The organism is Nostoc sp., from assembly GCF_036917775.1.
Lineage (GTDB): Bacteria > Cyanobacteriota > Cyanobacteriia > Cyanobacteriales > Nostocaceae > Nostoc.
Genome location: NZ_JBALEQ010000069.1, coordinates 68,276 through 86,216, shown reverse-complemented (window position 1 = coordinate 86,216; position 17,941 = coordinate 68,276). Strand labels below are relative to the sequence as shown.

General features: G+C 40.8%; 14 protein-coding genes. 5 read left to right on the top strand and 9 right to left on the bottom strand.

Annotated elements, in window-relative coordinates:
* Positions 1-72 precede the first annotated feature (72 nt).
* The 3 genes from arsB to arsH all read left to right on the top strand — a co-directional run bounded on the left by arsB (position 73) and on the right by arsH (position 2,342).
* A complete protein-coding gene (gene arsB, locus V7K69_RS12610) occupies positions 73-1,134 on the top strand; it encodes an ACR3 family arsenite efflux transporter (RefSeq protein ID WP_335034755.1) in 1,062 nt (353 codons plus the stop codon).
* Between the two features lie 36 nt (positions 1,135-1,170).
* Positions 1,171-1,584, top strand: coding sequence for an arsenate reductase, glutathione/glutaredoxin type (gene arsC, locus V7K69_RS12605; RefSeq protein ID WP_335034753.1), 414 nt, complete (start codon positions 1,171-1,173; stop codon positions 1,582-1,584).
* Between the two features lie 92 nt (positions 1,585-1,676).
* Positions 1,677-2,342: an arsenical resistance protein ArsH gene (arsH, locus tag V7K69_RS12600; RefSeq protein ID WP_335034751.1), complete on the top strand. Its 666-nt coding sequence runs from the start codon at positions 1,677-1,679 to the stop codon at positions 2,340-2,342.
* Positions 2,343-2,413: 71 nt separating this feature from the next.
* Here arsH and V7K69_RS12595 read toward each other — a convergent pair whose 3' ends face one another.
* From V7K69_RS12595 to V7K69_RS12570, 6 genes are all read right to left on the bottom strand, one after another.
* Complete coding sequence (locus tag V7K69_RS12595) at positions 2,414-3,100, bottom strand: PHP domain-containing protein (RefSeq protein WP_335034749.1); 687 nt, start codon at positions 3,098-3,100, stop codon at positions 2,414-2,416.
* A 486-nt stretch (positions 3,101-3,586) separates the two neighbouring features.
* Entirely contained in the window at positions 3,587-4,723 is a 1,137-nt protein-coding gene (locus tag V7K69_RS12590; protein ID WP_335034747.1) for an AIR synthase related protein, read from the bottom strand.
* Between the two features lie 87 nt (positions 4,724-4,810).
* Positions 4,811-5,017, bottom strand: coding sequence for a hypothetical protein (locus V7K69_RS12585; RefSeq protein ID WP_174710288.1), 207 nt, complete (start codon positions 5,015-5,017; stop codon positions 4,811-4,813).
* Positions 5,018-5,430: 413 nt separating this feature from the next.
* A complete protein-coding gene (locus V7K69_RS12580; RefSeq protein WP_335034744.1) occupies positions 5,431-6,033 on the bottom strand; it encodes a superoxide dismutase in 603 nt (200 codons plus the stop codon).
* A gap of 490 nt (positions 6,034-6,523) precedes the next feature.
* Positions 6,524-8,131 carry a bifunctional pantoate--beta-alanine ligase/(d)CMP kinase gene (locus V7K69_RS12575; RefSeq protein ID WP_335034741.1) on the bottom strand — a complete coding sequence of 536 codons (1,608 nt, stop codon included), beginning with the start codon at positions 8,129-8,131 and terminating at the stop codon, positions 6,524-6,526.
* 185 nt (positions 8,132-8,316) lie between these two features.
* Positions 8,317-9,417, bottom strand: coding sequence for a septal ring lytic transglycosylase RlpA family protein (locus V7K69_RS12570; protein ID WP_335034739.1), 1,101 nt, complete (start codon positions 9,415-9,417; stop codon positions 8,317-8,319).
* An 891-nt stretch (positions 9,418-10,308) separates the two neighbouring features.
* Between V7K69_RS12570 and glsA the strand changes: the two genes are divergently transcribed.
* Positions 10,309-11,292 carry a glutaminase A gene (gene glsA / locus V7K69_RS12565; protein ID WP_335034737.1) on the top strand — a complete coding sequence of 328 codons (984 nt, stop codon included), beginning with the start codon at positions 10,309-10,311 and terminating at the stop codon, positions 11,290-11,292.
* 374 nt (positions 11,293-11,666) lie between these two features.
* Here glsA and V7K69_RS12560 read toward each other — a convergent pair whose 3' ends face one another.
* Positions 11,667-12,482 carry a DUF1838 domain-containing protein gene (locus tag V7K69_RS12560; protein ID WP_335034735.1) on the bottom strand — a complete coding sequence of 272 codons (816 nt, stop codon included), beginning with the start codon at positions 12,480-12,482 and terminating at the stop codon, positions 11,667-11,669.
* A gap of 187 nt (positions 12,483-12,669) precedes the next feature.
* A complete protein-coding gene (locus V7K69_RS12555) occupies positions 12,670-13,854 on the bottom strand; it encodes an AbrB family transcriptional regulator (protein WP_335034733.1) in 1,185 nt (394 codons plus the stop codon).
* A 561-nt stretch (positions 13,855-14,415) separates the two neighbouring features.
* Here V7K69_RS12555 and V7K69_RS12550 point away from each other — a divergent pair.
* The gene (locus tag V7K69_RS12550; RefSeq protein WP_335034731.1) at positions 14,416-16,494 is read left to right on the top strand and encodes an ATP-binding protein; all 2,079 of its coding nucleotides are present in this window, start codon (positions 14,416-14,418) and stop codon (positions 16,492-16,494) included.
* 193 nt (positions 16,495-16,687) lie between these two features.
* Here the strand turns inward: V7K69_RS12550 and V7K69_RS12545 are convergent, their stop codons facing one another.
* Positions 16,688-17,866, bottom strand: coding sequence for a serine hydrolase domain-containing protein (locus V7K69_RS12545; RefSeq protein ID WP_335034729.1), 1,179 nt, complete (start codon positions 17,864-17,866; stop codon positions 16,688-16,690).
* Positions 17,867-17,941: the final 75 nt, after the last annotated feature.

Genomic DNA, 17,941 nt, shown 5'->3' with positions numbered 1-17,941 from the left:
TTTTGGATGTTGGATTGAATAATCTGAAATTCCTGCTCTAAGCTCCTGCATTCATGTATGGGGTTAATTGTAATGAACAAAAAAACTGCAAAACGCCTTTCTTTTATTGACCGCTTTCTAACCTTATGGATTTTTTTAGCAATGGCCATTGGTGTTGGCTTGGGCTATTTCTTTCCTGGAGTCGAAGCGTTTATCAACCAGTTCCAGGTGGGAGCAACCAATATACCAATTGCCATCGGGTTAATTCTGATGATGTACCCGCCCCTAGCCAAGGTGCGATACGAAGAGTTAGGGGATGTATTTCGTAACGGAAAAATTCTTGGTGTATCACTAATTCAGAATTGGATCATTGGGCCAATTTTGATGTTTGCTCTGGCGGCTATCTTCTTACACAGCTATCCAGAATATATGACGGGATTGATCCTGATTGGATTAGCCCGTTGTATTGCAATGGTAGTTGTGTGGAGTGATTTGGCACGAGGTAATACAGAGTACACGGCTGGATTGGTTGCCTTTAACAGCATCTTTCAAGTTATCTTTTATAGTCCTTACGCTTGGTTTTTCATCACTGTATTACCGCCACTGTTTGGGTTACAAGGCAGTGTTGTGAATGTTAGCATTGCCGAGATTGCTGAAAGTGTATTTATCTATCTTGGTATTCCCTTTTTAGCTGGATTTTTCACTCGTTTCTTCTTAGTAAAGGTGAAAAGTAAGCAGTGGTATCACGAAGAATTTGTGCCTAAAATCAGTCCGATCACGCTGATTGCTCTGTTATTTACAATCGTCGTTATGTTCAGCTTGAAAGGGAATTTGATTGTTCAGATCCCCTTAGATGTGGTGAAGATTGCAATTCCGTTAATCGTCTATTTCATCATCATGTTTCTGGTCAGCTTTTACATGGCTTGGCGCGTTAAGACGGACTATTCTAGAGCCGCAAGTGTCGCGTTTACATCAGCAGGAAATAATTTTGAATTAGCGATCGCAGTTGCGATCGCAGTATTCGGCATTAATTCGGGTGTTGCTTTTGCCGCCGTTGTCGGGCCTCTGGTGGAAGTGCCTGTATTGATTGGTCTTGTTAATGTTGCTTTCTGGTTTGAAAAACGTTATTTCACAACACCGGAATCGAGAGCCTGATAAGTTTAGTCCACAATTATTCCCAGGAGTTGAACTATGAAACGTGTAATGTTCGTCTGCAAAAAAAATTCTGCCCGTTCTCAAATGGCGGAAGGCTTTGCTAAAACCCTTGGTAAGGGAAAAATTGAAGTGATTAGCTCAGGTTTAGAAGCAAGTCAGGTCAGACCAGAAGCGATCGCCACCATGAAAGAAATTGGTATCGACATTACCGATCAACACTCCAAACCCCTGAGTGATTTCCAAGCACAAGACTTTGATGTAGTGATTTCTTTGTGTGGCTGTGGCGTGAATTTACCGCCAGAGTGGGTTATGCAGGAAGTATTTGAAGATTGGCAATTAGACGATCCAGCAGAACAACCGGAAATTTTTCCTAGAGTCCGCGATGAGATTAAAGAACGCATGACTCAACTAATTGAGTCTGTGAATAAAGAAATTACACCTGCTCAATAAAGATTGCAACTTCTTCATCTCTCCGTGCCCTCTGCGCCTCTGTAGTTCCTTTTATTGGATACTTATTTCTTGGAAATCCCTCAGCAATTACCATGACGACATTTGACCATCCGCCCAGAATTTTGTTTTTGTATGGCTCCCTGCGTGAGCGTTCCTATAGCCGTCTCTTAGCAGAAGAAGCAGCACGCATCATTGAAGAATTTGGGGCACAAGTGAAGTTTTTCGATCCACGCGAACTGCCAATCTACGGTAGTGTACCTGACACCCACCCAAAGGTGCAGGAGTTACGTGAATTAAGCCTGTGGTCAGAAGGACAGGTATGGTCTAGCCCAGAACTGCACGGTCAGATTTCTGGCATAATGAAAAACCAAATCGACTGGATTCCGCTCAGTATTGGAGCCGTTCGCCCGACTCAAGGCAGAACTTTGGCTGTGATGCAAGTAAGTGGCGGATCTCAGTCTTTTAACGCCGTCAACACATTAAGAATTCTTGGGCGCTGGATGCGAATGTTCACTATCCCCAATCAATCCTCAGTGGCTAAAGCATATCAAGAGTTTAATGAAGACGGCACAATGAAAGATTCGCCCTACCGCGATCGCGTTGTAGATGTGATGGAAGAACTTTACAAATTTACCTTGCTATTGCGTGACAAAGTTGATTATCTCACAGACCGCTATAGTGAACGTAAAGAAAAAGCTGCCAAAGAGACAATTAAAATAGCTTCTCAATCTCTTGAAATTAACTCTAAAGTAAATTAACTATTGGACATCCAAAAAAAGATAACCTCCTGGCAGATTGAACCAGGAGATTTAAAAAAATTCATTCATCTTTACAAGCGTTGTAGCAGGCTCAAACCGTGGGTGTCAGTACCACAGGTATTGAAAAGGAAGTATTCATCAGCCAACTTTTGCACTTGTTCTGATTCCACTACACTGGGTTTCCAAGGGTTAGGGTTATTGTAGGCGTAGAAAGTTTCCACACCATCGATACCCTTTTCGGATGCAGCTGGAATTAAGTCAAAAAGCGATCGCTTATAACGCGCTGGATGAGCCAGAACTGCCAATCCCCCAGCTTGATGAATAGCGGCAATCACGTTACTTGCCTGATATTCTTGCCCTGTAGTCGGCCTTCTTTGCAGATAGGGTTTCATGCTAGGGTGTTCTGGAGCAAAAGCGTAAGCCAAAATGTGAACTTCTATATCCAGAAGGTTAGCATTGATTTCTACGCCACTCCACAGGTAAGGAGTTGTTGCACCAGGATTACTCCACTTCCAATCTTCTAACCAAGCAAGGGCCGCTTGATAGCCCATAATGCCATGATGGTCAGTAATCGCCAATCCTTTTAGTCCAATAGCGATCGCCTGCTCCATCAATCCACTCGGCTGCAACCTGCCATCTGAGTGGACAGTGTGCATGTGAAAGTTGAATAACCTTGGACAACTGTATGCATCAATGTTCTGGAATACTTGCTTCAAAAGTTCTGCCGAAGCAGTAGTCCGGGCCAAATTTACAGCCATAACCCCCTCTGAATAAAAATATATATTCTTAACACACTAAAACGCCCTATTTACAGATGAGAAATTTCCAATACTGTAAATTAGTGTATTGGTGGCTACTTTCTCAGCTTTTTCAGCAAATTTTTCAATATGTTAAGACTACGTTAGCAAATCTTAACCTCAGTAGTCATGGGTAGTTTGAACTACTTTAAATGTAAGTAGTAAAAAATATTGCATATAAAATTTTATAAATACGCCTATACTATTTATGCTAAATAGCTTGCTTTTAAAGGCTTAGGAGAATAATTTTCTCGAATCAGTCTGAAATTTAAATATATATCACGTGTTAAAAAAATAGAAATCCCAGTAATTATACTAACTTTTATTTCATCTAGTAATGACTTCAGTGTAGGCGGAGCCAGCCGCAGGCATCGCATAAGTGAGTTTATAATAGCTCTCCAAAAACTAGCGATGTCTACGACTGGCTATGCCTACGCTTGCGGCTAATTATACTCCCCGCGCAATTCCAAAAGAATCTCCCTTCAACGTTACCCCAAGCGGTTCTATTACCACCTCGCGGCTCAGGGACGCTTCAACCTTGCCGGCAATCACAGCCGTTAGCTGATGTTCTCTTGCGAGGATGACAATCCTTTCTGCATCCTGCTCAGATTCCGTATAAAATGCAAATCCGGCTCCGTAATTGAACACGGAAAGCATCGTCTCTGCCCCGCCCTCAAGATGACCCTCGACAAAAGTAAATATCTCCGGCACTGGGAGCATTGTTTCGATGACGTACCGAAGTGGCTTCACCGACCGCATCAGCTTCTGCCAACCATGACCAGTGATATTTTCCATCGCGGTGGGGCGAATTCCTTCGCCAAGCACTGCCTGTACAAGTGGCGTGTAGAGATACGACGCAGCATTCATCGCTTCCCAAAACTCCTGCCCACTCGGAAGTTTTGTTCTATAGCCATCAGGAAGAGACTCAGTGAGCTTTCGCAATGGGGTAAACCCGTTTTCATGGGGGCCAGAACTCTCAACAAGAACAATAGTATTTCCGGCATCCAGACGCGAGCTATCAATAGGAGCGATACCAGGCGGCATTACGCCAAAAACCGAGCCTGCAATGTCGAGCCGGCCTGGAATCATCTTAGTTTTTAATTGAGGAGTTTCCCCTGAGAGATAGACACACCCTACTCGTTTGCACCCCTCAACGACTCCATCCAGAAATCCATCAAGGAAAGCGGGGGTAAAGATGGTTTCAGGAGTACTTGATGGCAGATAAAGACCAAGAAGTAGAGTCTGCATCCCTGATGTTGCTGCGTCGTTTGTCAAACACGAGATCATCTTGATACCGATATTCCACCAAAATCGCCGAAGTTCTTCTTCAGAAAGGTCATCAGGGCGGGTATCGTCTGCCGTTCCTAGTCCTTCAGGGACGAGTGTTAGAGAAAGTTCTGGAGCGCCCGCTTGAATAAATGGAGCGAGGTTGAAGTTGAAAGCGTTAGCACTTGCTCCCAGACCCGACGAGGGGACGGTACCATAGGCACTTGCAAAGGTAAGTGTGCGTTTTGCAGCATCGATGAAGCGTCTTTTTGCGGCATCGAGAGTATCGTAATCGACTTGATCGAGAGCTTGAGCCATCAGGTTGCGTTTTAAGTTAGGAATGGAGATGCGATTAATAGCGTCTGTGCAAGAGTTAAAAGTTAGGAGAAGTTATAACTCCTCACTTTAAAATACCTCATCTTCAATACCACGCCACCATTCACCCAAATTCATCAAGTCTTGGTAAATATCTTCTAATTCTTTGGCGTAGACATCGTTTGTAATGGTGGCTCGACGCTCTTGCAATTTCTTGAGGCGCAGTTGTACCAATACCCAAGGTTTAGTGATGCTATTCGTTGCTTCGATGTATTGTGCTAGTTCTTTGCTATCCATAATGTTTTATATTTTTAAGGATTACACGCTGTACAAAAGAATCATGTTGTGTATAAGCTAAATATTTGGTTTCAGGTTTTTATTAATTATTCTTTAATAGTAAATAGATCCACGTTATAAAAGCAATTCATGTAGATGTGGAGCGGCTTTCCGCAGTGTATTGCCCTTGCAATAAATGGTTTTTTAAACATTCATATTTGGTTTTTTCTGTCAATGACTAAGCCCTAACTTTTATTTTGATACCACCACTACTTTTATTCAGACAATGCTTATTTCACTACTGAAAAACAGAAAAGGGAGAAACTAAAAAGAATTTCTCCCTTTTCTGGTGGACTTTCTGCTTCAACTTTTGCAAATTAACTTATGGAGCAGCTTACTAAAAGGCATCGCACTCAGTTCAAACCAGCAATTAATTAAGCTTTAGCCAAATTTTCAGCAGCAAAGTCCCAGTTAACCAAGTTATCTAGGAAATTCTTGATGAACGCTGGACGGGCATTTCTGTAGTCAATGTAGTAAGCGTGTTCCCAAACATCCAAGGTTAGGAGTGCTTTCTTACCATGAGCTAGAGGGTTTTCTGCATTTGGTGTTTTGATCACCTTCAGCGTACCACCATCATCAATCAGCCAAGACCAACCACTGCCAAATTGAGTTGCAGCTGCGTTAGAGAACTCTTCTTTGAATTTGTCTAAGCTACCAAAATCTTTATCAATTCTGGCTGCGAGATCGCCAGTGGGTGTGCCGCCACCATTTGGCTTCAAGGAATTCCAGAAGAAGGTGTGGTTCCAAACTTGAGCAGCGTTGTTGAAGATTCCCGCCTTAGAGGAGTCTTGGAAGGAAATTTTGATCACTTCTTCCAGAGACTTATCAGCAAGTTCTGTACCTTCAGTCAGCTTGTTGAGGTTGTCTACATAAGCTTTATGATGCTTGCCATAGTGATACTCGAAAGTTTCAGCTTTCATGCCATTTGGCTCTAAAGCATTCTTGTCGAAGGGTAGCGGGGGCTGTACAAATACCATTGTGTGAAATCCTCTCTTTACCGGTTTCCAGTTTCAAGCTATTGCAGAAGCTTGGAAAATTAACAGCTTTTATTTTTAAGGTTTTATGTCTTTAATGATGGAACATAAAACTTAACATCGTCATTCTACTACCAAAGTGAAGATAAAGTGAAGATGAAAACAAAGTACTTCGCTGATAAGTCAAATCGCTATGAATTCACGGTTATAAATAAAAATGGCTAATATCTCGTAGCGAAAGCCCAATCTGTAATTAGCATTTAGCAATTAAAGCTTTCATACTTCTATCTTTAGTAGGATTAATTCCGATGTGGTAAATCAGTCGAAAGTGAGATGATTTAATACCTAAATTATCTAATTTTTTTAAATATAAGGTTTAATAAATCACTTATTAAATTATCTTAATTTTTAAATATTGTTTTGAGGATGGTAAGTGAATAATCACTCACCCACCACCCTTTGAAACTAAAAAGTTAACAGTAAATAGCGTTGATTAGCACTGAGATAAACGCTGCTGGTAATAGTTAACAATTTGTGCCGTGACTTCAGACACATCCAAACCATCAGTTTGAAGTTCAATGGCATCTGCTGCTTTTTGCAAAGGCGAAACTTTGCGTGTGCTATCTTTCCAGTCACGTTCGGCAATATCCCGTTCTAACTGCTCTAAATTGATTGCGGATTGGCCTTGTTTGTGAAAGTCTTCCTGGCGGCGACGGGCGCGTTCACTCACAGAAGCAGTTAAAAAGATTTTGACTTCGGCATCGGGGAAAACGTGAGTACCAATGTCTCGTCCCTCAGCGACTAAACCACCTTTTTTACCCCAGCTTTGTTGTTGTTTAACCAGTGCTTGACGGACAGCGCTTTGGGCTGCGATCGCAGATACAAGAGATGTTACCTCAATGGTGCGAATTACCTGGGTAACATCAGTACCGTTAATCCAAACCTGCACGGACGATTGTAAATCCTGGGTAGGAGTAAGTTCAATTTTACACAGGTTAGTTAATTCAGCGATCGCACACTCATCATCAATCGCAATCCCCTTTTGCAGTACAAGCCAAGTGACAGCACGGTACATTGCTCCTGTATCTAAATAGACTAAACCCAGGTTTGCTGCCACTTGCCGCGCCACTGTCGATTTTCCAGCCCCGGCTGGGCCATCAATGGCGATAATGGGTTGACGATCGCGCAAGATGATATTGTCAATCAAACGTGTAGAACCAAGACGAGCTGCGATCGCCAACATTCCTTCCTCCTCAACTTTTTCTAAAGACATCAACGTAGTCGGTTCAACTAATTCAATATATTCCACTAAAATTGTGCTGACCATTGCCACTTCTTGCTGTACCACTGCTATCAACTTGTTGCTATTGCGATCGCCTGCAATGAATGCAGCTTCAGCCCGTTGCAAGCCGCGATATAATGCTGCCGCTTGTTCTTTTGCCGTTGCAGTCAAATATTGATTACGAGAACTGAAGGCAAGACCCGATGCTTCCCGCACTGTTGGACAAGCAACAATTTCTACTGGCAAATTTAAGTCAGCTACTAAGCGTTTAATAATTGCCAGTTGCTGACCATCTTTTTGACCAAAGTAGGCACGGTCAGGCTGTACCAAGTTGAAAAGCTTGGTAACAATCGTAGCGACACCTTGAAAGTGACCCAGGCGAGAACGACCACACAAGCCTGTCATCATAGCAGATGGGGGTATAACTTGTGTAACCTTTGATTCTTGTATACTCTTCTGGGGAACTGCCATCTCTTCAGGAGTCGGTGCAAAAATGGCATCTACCCCAGCTTGTTCACAAAGTTTTTGGTCTTGCTCTAAAGTCCGGGGGTAGCGTTGGTAATCCTCGTTAGGAGCAAATTGCAGGGGATTGACGAAAATACTCACAATCACCGTAGAATTTTCTTGCCGCGCCCGTTGGATCAAGCTTAAATGACCTTGATGCAAATTCCCCATCGTTGGTACTAGACCGACTGCCGTCTGATACCAGCCAGTTATCTCATCTAGTCTTAGATCCTCAGTAACCGCAATCAGCTTGTTTTCTGAGCAGCGTTTAGTTAAATAGCAGCGTAAAGCTGCGACTGTTGTCAGCAGGCGCACAAAAATACCCCTAGTTCTTATCGATCCCTCCCCCGTTAGTTTATATCTGAAACAGAGGGAAGAGTTGATTGAACTAGGGGAATTAAGTGATACGGAACTTGAATTGGATTTAGGGGAAAGGTTATAGGTGACAGGTGATAGGGAATAATCTTTTCCCTGTAACCTGTAACCTGTAACCTACTCGATTATTTTCCTAAAACTTCAATATGTACTGGTGCAACACCACTACCCATCATTCCCAAAATTCGAGCCGCGCCAGCAGATACGTCAATGACTCGACCCCGAATGTATGGGCCTCGGTCATTAATTCGCAGCACTACAGAACGACCGTTGCGGGTGTTGGTTACGCGCACTTGCGTACCAAAGGGTAAGCTGCGATGGGCGGCAGTCATTGCTTCTGGGTTGAATCTCTGACCGCTAGCAGTACGAGTACCAGAACCATCATAGCCGTAAAAAGAAGCCATGCCTCTTAAGGTGGCTTGCACTACTCCGACAGCAACCTGTTGGGGTAGCTTAGGTATTGTTATTTGACGTACTGGTAAATTCGCAATCTCTTTTAGGGGAGAGGCATTGCCCATTAGCCTCCGTAGGCGATTGGTTGCTTGCAAAGCATCTTGCGCCAGATTATTGGTGCTACCTGCTAATCGTGTACCTTCATTAATTTCGACCAATTCTTCGCCATTAATTTTGATTACATAGCGATCGCCATCTTGCTGGGAGGGAGCGCTTTTGTTTTGTGCTTGATTGGCATTAGATTTTTCCCCTGCTTTCCAACTGACGGTAATTTTACTGCCGTCTACACTTTCCCGATTCAACTGGTTGATCTTAGCTGCTACTACACCAGCTATCTGAACCGGGTCATTGTCAGAGGAGCTAATCTGGTTACTCACATCTCTTACATCATCAGCATTCAGTGCCTTTGGTGAATTGCTAGCAATAAGGGCGTACTCTTGTACGCCCCCAGTATTTCCAATTGCACCAACTTTTTTAGATTCAAAATTCGTATTTGATACAGAACTCAAAAAGGTAAGAACAGGTATATTTCGGATAAAAAGGGTTGCCGCCTTACGTCCTCTAATGTTGTGAGGATGAATTTCTGTAATCACAGCATCCAAGGTTTGTCTCCCTGCTCTGGATTGGTACTCTCCCACCTTAACCACATCAGGGGCAGGTGATTTTTGGGATGCTAGAGCATTTCCCTTGGTGGTTTGAGTACAACCGACTGAAGGTATGCCCAAAACAGCCATAGACAGGGCAACAATAATCCACAAATGTCTTTGATTCATGCGTCCGTTTTTGAAAGCGACTGTAGAACTTTAAAGTTTTATAAATTGCGGGATTTTTCACTCGTGAAAGTGATTTCCCTTCTGAAAAACTCGAACTCGTTCCGTTTTCACTTTGTTATTTATAACTCGCAACAGACTAACACGAACCTTTTGGCTTGGGGATCAGGGTTTTAGCGTAATTATCGACTGCTGAATCAAATTAAAGTTCCAAATTTAAGGGTGAAACCTTTCTCAAAGGCGGGCTTTGGCTATGTAACGCTTTTTTCTGCAACTCAAAAATTTCTTAAAAAAACTTTATGCTTGTTGCACCCCAAAGTGACGACACCCTATTGACTTCTGTTCTAAAGGCTCACTACTACTCGTGTATTCTAGATAACATGTATTTTCACTATTTCCTATAAGAAGATAATATAACTTTAATTAAATGGCATCGGCATAAATACTTAAAATCATTTATTTAATGAAATATTTAGATTTCCCTATGAATAAGTCGTGATATGAGTTACATCTACAATAATTATGCAAATTAGTTTGAGTTGAAGATGTTTTTTCTACTTAGATTAATCATGACTTTTATTCCCCATAAGTCAACGTAGATAAGTGATTAATATTACTTTAAATTACCGTGTTACTGAGTATAAAATAAAGAAGTATACTCAACCTAATATTTTTTGTGATTAATGATGAAAAAATTAGAAAATCTTCGCGATCGCTTGTAGATCATTTTTTGGTGGTATTAAAAATAACAACAGCTATTTTTGGTACTCAGTAATTGCTCAAAGATGATTTTTTAGAGCAAGCGATATTTGACAAAATCTTTGCGGCTGTATGTATGTACGGCTGCACCCCTATCTATATATAGTGAGTATTTTGGGGAGTGCTATCACCGTGATGACAAGCCAAGTAAATCAGAGAGATTTAGAAATAGATTCATCGCCATTATTAGCTGTTCTTCAGGAATTGCATTCTCAGTACAGGTTACTGCAAGAGGGTGCAGTAGCGAAATATATTCCAGAATTGGCAAAGGTAAACCCGGATTTGTTCAGCATTTGCATTGTCACAGTAGATGGTCAGATTTACAAAGTTGGCAATTACGACCAACTTTTTACCATTCAGTCGATTTCCAAAGTGTTTGCTTATGGACTTGCCTTAGAAGATCATGGACTAGATTACGTTTTAACTAGAGTTGGCGTAGAACCGACGGGCGACGCATTCAACGCGATCGTTTTAGATGAGCAATCGAAGCGACCTTATAACCCAATGGTAAACGCTGGTGCGATCGCAACCACTAGCTTAATCAAAGGTTCTGGCCCAACGGAACGTCTTAACCGAATGCTGGATATGTACAAGCGATATATCGGCCGGGACGTGTTCGTCGACATTTCAGTTTTTACCTCAGAACGCAGTACCGGACATCGCAACCGTGCAATGGCGCATCTGATGCTCAACTTTGGCATGATTGACCGGAATATTGAAGAGTCGCTGGATCTTTATTTCCAGCAGTGTGCTGTGATAGTGAATTGCGAAGACTTAGCAGTGATGGCGGCTACTCTAGCTAACAAAGGTATGAACCCCATCACCAAAGAACAGGCGGTAGATAAGCGTTACATCAAAGATATTCTGAGTGTGATGTACACCTGCGGAATGTACAATTTTGCAGGTGAGTGGGCTTACAAAATTGGGATTCCGGCAAAAAGCGGAGTTTGTGGTGGGATTATCGCCGTTGTACCCAATAAGATGGGAATTGGAGTTTTTTCGCCCCTGCTAGATGTGCGTGGTAACAGTGTGCGAGGGGTGAAGGTGTGTGAAGAACTTTCCCAACGGTTAGGTTTACATCTATTTGATTGTTTAGGACAAGAGGCGAAATTTGAATAAAAAGACCTCTCCCTGGTTTTACTACGCAAAACCTGTCCCTCTCCGAGGCGGAGAGGGAAAAATTGGAACACAAGGTTAAAGCACAATACAGTTCAGATAAGACCAAAACACTTGTAGAGACGGCGATTTATCGCGTCTCGAAAAACCCAAATTTTTGCCAGTAGCCCTTAACCCAAGCGTATTGGATTAAAGCAGGAAAGGTTTATCTAACTCTCGTTTATCTATATATAGATATAGTTACCAAACTCTAAATTATCTCTCTTCGCGTGTCCTCCAGTTACAGCTATTTTCAGGTAAATAGACCACGCTGTAGGGGCAATTCATGAATTGCCCCTACGACAGATGTGCTTCAAATACATGAAAACTGCTGTAATTTACAATTCTTCTGCTTGGGGAAGCGGGAAGATTTCACCAGCTAAATAAGACTGAAAGTGCTTTTGGAAGTACAACCAGGAAGTCATATCTTCCCCATCGCTCAATGCTTTTGGGGCTTGTTTATATAGAGGAATACGGTTATTAATTTCGTCTTGCAGCAGTGGGGGTAATTCCGTTAAACCCTTGACTTTGCTGCCAACAGCACTGTAGATCAGTTGACCGGGGCGATCGCCCATTTTCATCCAGGGAAGCCATTGACCAATCCGATCCCAACTCAGTTTGAGTTCAGAAACAGAGGGAAGCGCTGAGTTGAATAAATCTGCGGTTGGCACAGTCAATTTAAACAATTCTGCTGCCTGATAAATTGGATTTGGGCTGTATTCGGCAAATTTGGGATCGTCTGCTAGGGGATTGGGGTAATAGGGAAATATGTCAAAAACGAAGGTTGTGCTGTCACCATCTACTTGTGCTGGGAAATTTCCCTCAAACTTACCCTGCACTGGATTATTGGCAACGTGAATTACCGGAACTGTCTCGCTTGTCCAAGGATTCTCCCATTTGCGTAAGATTTCATCTGTTTTTGGATTGAGATAGTAAGTCAGTTCTCTAGAAGTAAAATCCCAGCTACCCTCTGCTGTGGGAATACATCGGCTAACACTCAATCCCAGCATTTTAAATAGGAGTTGTCTTTTCTCACCGGGGATAAAGGCATAAATCTTACCTTTCCAAATCAGGAAAGTGGATTCGCTAGGGTCGAGGGAAGAACGAGTTTTAACCCAGTGCTGCGCTTCAAGTTCTTGGATTTGAGCAACCATCTAAAGCATCCTTAGTGTTTGGATAACAAAAGGATAAGCTAACCAGCATTCAAGTTGCATTTTTGTCATTGGTCATTAGTCATTTGTCAAAAACTAATGCCCCATACTTCCCTACGAGAGGCTATGCTTCTCCAAAGGAGTACGACTGCGCTCAGTACCAATTCCCAATTCCCAATTCCCAATACCTTTAAACTGATTCAGAAATTTGCTCATCTAAACGGCTAAACAAAAACACCCAAAGAGGTAGGGAACTGTTAATCGCAATTAGTCGCACTAAATGACCTGTTGTGACAATTTCAACATTATGATTTAATGCCAGGGAAACCAAAATCATTTCTGCCGATCCTCCTGGTGCTGTGACTAGCAAACAGGTTAACCAGTCCCAAGAGGTGAATTGCATCGCAAGTATAGCAGCGATCGCTCCAGCGATGAGGGTCATCCCTACAGACATCAAGGCATAGCCGACAGTCCGCTTCTGAAAGTTGGGTTTATCTCCCCAATACTCACCAATGGTAATTCCCAGGAGCATTTGACCCAATAAGTTTATTATTGGCGGGGGACTAAAACTAATATCACCCACAAAAGGCAGCCAATGTAGCAAAGGATTAAACCCGATACCAATTAACAATGCACCAAAGAAATCGCCGGCGGGAATTTTAAATAATATAGCTGGATAAACTACTAATGCAGTGATTAGGAGTATTAACAACAGTAATTCTAGTTGAGATGGATCGAGATTGAGCCAATCAGGGTTGATTGGGAGCGTTTGTGGATAGTAATTACCGGCTGATGTCTTAGCGATGAAGGGGATCAAAACAACTACTGAGGTGACGCGAATCGCCTGAACTAGGGCAACTAAGCTAACATTTTTATTGTAATCGGCAGCGATCGCTGCCATAATTCCCACACCACCAGGAACAGTAGCCAGCATTGCTGTCAATAGGTTGGTTTTGCTGAGGCGGGCATACATATAACCAATACAACTTCCACTCAGCAGCAGAAATAAGGTCAGAAAAATAAATATGGGAATACTAGAAGCAACACTAGCTAGATTACCGTGGGTATTGGAAGCGCCAACAGTTAAGCCTACAAGTGCCATTCCCACTTTTCGAGCAGTGCGGTTAGGTTGAGGATAATATTGATAAAAAATTCGACACCCTTGAAGAACTACTGTACCAGCAGCAATCCCACCAAATATCCAGGCAATCCTGCCAATTGGGAACTTGGCGAGGAGTAAACCCAGAGGTAATGCCAGAAGCATTTCCAACACAAGGACAATTAATTGCTTCGTAAATAGCTGTTGTTTGGTGACAACAGGATTTTCATGAGTGTGTTCTTCTAGGCTGGGAGCAACACTTACGCTTTGATTCATCAATACAAGCTTTTTTATTAATTTAACTTATGTACTAAAGCTAACGCGATCGCACAACATAATATAGAGTTTATCAAGCCAAGTTTACTAGGATCGTAGTAAGCACTTTAGCATTCAAATTAATCACTAAAGTCCCGAATAAGAAGTTATTCATCTACCAAAGTTAGTCTAGTGGACTACTAGATATAAATTTACTGCGTGTTGCCTTAAAACAAAAATACCTATAGAGAGAGCATAAGGTCAGAATGAGAGAGCGGAGTATATATATACGGCTGGCCTCTGAACTAATTGTCAATTGCAAAAATACTGAATCTTAAGAAAGGAGCGCTAAATTAAGCTCACACGAGACACCATAGGCGAACGCACTAAGTGTCTCAAAATATTATTTAATATTCTGCATATTTAAAAATAGGGGTTTTATAGTTTGTGGGAGAATCTAAAATAGTTGCAACATTTACCACTCTTTTCCCTTTCTCTCTTTCTGGTAAGTTAGGATGACATCTGCGTTGCTTAAATCAAGCGTGTTAAAAATCCCAGATAATTCATCAAAGGTACTTGCAGATGATAAACCTTAAAAGACTAAAATTTTTGCAAAAACTTCAACCCAAAATTCTAGTTTTTACATTTGGAGCATCTTTATTACCAGTTTTCGTTTTGAGCAGTGCAGTTTGGCAATTACTAGAACAACCACTCATTGAACTAGAAAAAACTAGACTTGATGATCAAGTTTTAGCTTTTCGTGGATACACAGCTGCTACAGAAAAAGGATTAGCAAATTTAATTTCCAGTTATGCTAATTGGACTGATTTGTATAATGCAGTTCAACATTCAGATCGGGGGTGGATAAAAAAAGAAGTTTCTACTCAACTATTATTCACTACTGATCTTGATCTAGTGAAGGTGATTCGATCGCAAAATGAGGAGGTTATTGGTTTTGCTGGGAGTCAGTTATTTAATCTCCCAATAGTACAAGCAAAAATCAAAGATTTAAATAACCAGAAGAAATTATCTCAGGAGTTAATTGATACAGGGACAAAAGGATTAGTATTGTTGGGAGGCTCACCGATTTCTCGCAGTGATGGAACTGGAAAGCCATTCGGAACTTTAATTGCAGGACAGTTAATGGATAAAGTATGGCTCCGACAATTTTTAAATTATTCGCAGCCGACAAGCAGATTGGAAATAATTTCTTTAGATGGAAAGTTTTTCGTTTCTAGTAGTTCTAATTGGAAACCAGATATTTGGGAAAAAACTTATTTTTATTCTCAAATTTTACCAAATATTTCCCAAAAAAACTCGGTCTATCGAATTCAGCCAGATTTGGGATTAAATACAATTTATGCTCCCATATATTCTGATAATAAGCCTATTGCCATTGTCAAGATTCAAATTGTAGCCAAATATTTTCAGGAGGCGAAGCTAACTCTTACCCGCTTATTTTGGTTGGGGTTAAGTTTAGCAGTACTACTGTCAATATTAATTGCTAATTTATTAGCTCAACAAATTAGTAAGCCAATTATTCAACTTGCAAAGCGTAGTAAAACTTTAGCAGCAGGTGATTTGACTAGCCCAATTCCTAATGTTAAAAATGGTGGTGAAATTGGGCAGTTAGCTAATGCTTATCAGGAAATGGCTAATTCTCTCACAACCCTAATCAACAATTTAGAGCAAAGGGTAGTGCAACGCACTCAAGAATTAGAACTAGCTCGTCAAACATTGGAAGAACGAGTGCAAGAGCGGACAGTAGAGCTGTTACAAAAAAATCAGGAACTAGAGATGAAAACTGAACAACTGCATACAGCTTTAGATAATTTAAAAATGGCGGAATCGCACTTAATTCAAACAGAAAAAATGTCTTCGTTAGGTAATCTAGTTGCTGGTATCGCCCACGAAATTAATAATCCAATTAATTTTATCTACGCTAATCTCACTCACATCAACAACTATACTCAAGATTTATTCAATCTCATCTTCAGATATCAGCAACGCTATTCAGATCAAGAGATTCAAACTTATACAGAAAAAATTGAACTTGATTATTTAATAAAAGATTTACCTCAAATTATAGCTTCTATGGACACAGGTGCTAATCGGATTCAAGAGATTATTTTCTCTTTGAGAAATTTTTCTCGGCATGATGAAGCCGAGATCAAAAAAGTTAACCTTCATGAAGGAATTGATAGTACTTTGTTGCTGCTACAGCATCGTCTGAATCCTCATCATGATTGTCCAGTTATCCAGGTAATTAAAAAATATGACAATTTACCACTAATTGAATGTTATCCTCGACAACTGAATCAAGTATTTATGCAGCTTTTACTAAATGCGATAGATGCTTTGGAATTACATCCAGAACAGTTGGATAAAAAAATTATAATTCAAACTAAAGATACTAAAAATAGTGTGATAATTAAAGTTATTGACAATGGTATGGGTATAGATGATAAAAACATTCTCCAAGTATTTGATCCATTTTTTACTACTAAATCTGTTGGTAAAGGTATAGGTTTAGGTTTAACTGTTTGCTATCAGATTATCCAAAATCATCAAGGAAGTATTCAAGTTATTTCGCAATTAAATAGAAAAACGGAAGTCATTATTGAATTACCATACTTGCTTGCCAATAATTATGAATCCTGATGCTATTAGTAAGTTTGGGTAGGGGCGCAAGGACTTGCGCCTTTACAAATATACAAATAATTTTGGATAATTTATTTTTTGGAAGTCCCTAACGCTCTTCCATCAGTCTCAGAAAACAGAAACTATAACTAGATCAAGGTTTGAGGCTTTATTTTCTAATATAAATTCAAAAATGTAGCCAAGTCCTGATTATTTAATTACTAATAACCTCTAAACCTGTCCTAGCTATTGATTTAATATCAACACCCTGATCGTTTAGCAGCACGACTATAGTGGTATTTTGATTGGGGAGATATGCCAGCAATGTTGTGAAGCCATAAGCTATACCACTATGGCCAATTGCTGTTTCTAAAGGAGATGAGAACCGTTCTACACCTAACCCATAACTATAGCTTTCGCCATTATCTTTAAATTTCAGCATTTCTTTCATCATCTTCGAGGAAAGTAAGCTTTTTTTGACAAATAACGCTTTAGCAAACTTGGCTAAATCCTCTGCTGTTGAAACCAATCCACCATCTCCTAAGCCGTTGCCATCATTGACTTCGGCGTTGCTATCTAGCTTACCATCCTGATTGCGATCGCTATAACCTGTAGCTACTTCTCCAATTGTCGGTTCGCGCAATTCTGTAAAGGTGTGTTTTAATCCTAATGGTTTTAAAATCTGACTGCGGATTGCTTGTGCGAGAGTTTCCCTAGTTATATTTTCAACGATCAGTTCCAAAAGAATGTAGTTACAATCAGTATAAATAAATTTTTCTCCAGGATTTGCCTTTGGTTCTTCTTGGTACATATACTGAATAGCTTCTCTGGCTGTCCAAGGCTGTGAGCGGCTTCTTTTGGCAGTAGCTTGAATAAACTCTTTTGTATCTAAGTATTCAGCAACACCACTGGTATGGTTGAGCAATTGACGAACTGTAATTTTATCGCTGTTGACAATATGAGGAGTGATGTCTCTTGGTAGGTAGGTTGCGATCGCGCGATCTAATTCGATCTTCTTTTGCTCGACTAATTTCAGCACAACCACCGCCATAAAAGTTTTACTCATACTGGCAATGGAAAAGCCATCTGTGGGTTTCATCCGAGTTTTAGTTGACAAGTTATTGACACCAGATGCTCCCACCCAAGAACCTTGAGGTGTAGAAATATACATTACTGCACCGGGGATTTTTTCTTCTGCAACTATCTCATTTAAAAGTGTCTGTAGCTGAGAACTTTTTCCAACGGTGGAAGTAGATATGACTTGTTTAGCAAAAGATTTTTCAATTACTCTTTGACTAATGTTATTACTCACTAGATATCCTGCAAAACCAAGGGAAATCACAAAGACTATTGCAAATAAAACTTTTCTGAAAGCCAAAAATATTAGGTTCATTTTACTTCCTAAATAAAAACCTACCCGATTTAGATCGACTGCACAAAGTAGTTAGTGAGCATCAAAGAGACATCT